The organism is Mesorhizobium sp. M7A.F.Ca.CA.004.06.1.1, from assembly GCF_003999135.1.
Lineage (GTDB): Bacteria > Pseudomonadota > Alphaproteobacteria > Rhizobiales > Rhizobiaceae > Mesorhizobium.
In genome coordinates, this window is sequence record NZ_RZPQ01001439.1 from 1 (window position 1) to 468 (window position 468).

Annotated in this window: 1 protein-coding gene; it reads left to right on the forward strand. The window is 67.3% G+C overall.

What is annotated here, in order from left to right; all coding sequences use genetic code 11:
- Nucleotides 1–468, forward strand: a 468-nt coding sequence (locus EN906_RS36825; protein ID WP_164777738.1) for an MG2 domain-containing protein, incomplete at both ends; no start/stop codon positions are given.

Consider the following 468-nt stretch of genomic DNA (forward strand, 5'->3'; position numbering starts at 1 on the left):
TCGCGGCGCTTGCCCGCGACGGCGCCGCCAAGGCGGTCGAGAACCTGCCGTTGACGTTCGTCTTCTCGCGCCCCGACGGCGTCGAGGACCGCCGCATCGTCAGTGACGGCGCTTCGGCCGGTGGCCATGCCGTCGACCTGCCGCTCGAACCCAACGCCATGCGAGGCACCTGGTCGGTGTCGATATACACCGATCCCAAGCAGCCGGCCGTGGCCAGCCACATGTTCCTGGTCGAGGATTTCGTGCCGGATCGCATCGAATTCGACATGAAGGCCGACAAGCAGGAAATCGCCCAGGGCGAAACCGCCAACATCGACATTGACGGCCGCTTCCTCTATGGCGCGCCGGCGGCGGGCCTGGCGCTGGAAGGCGAACTGACGCTGTCGACGTCGCGCGACTGGGACCGCTTCCAGGGCTTTTCCTTCGGTCTCGCCGACGAGCAGTCGGCCGAACCCACGGTCACTCCCC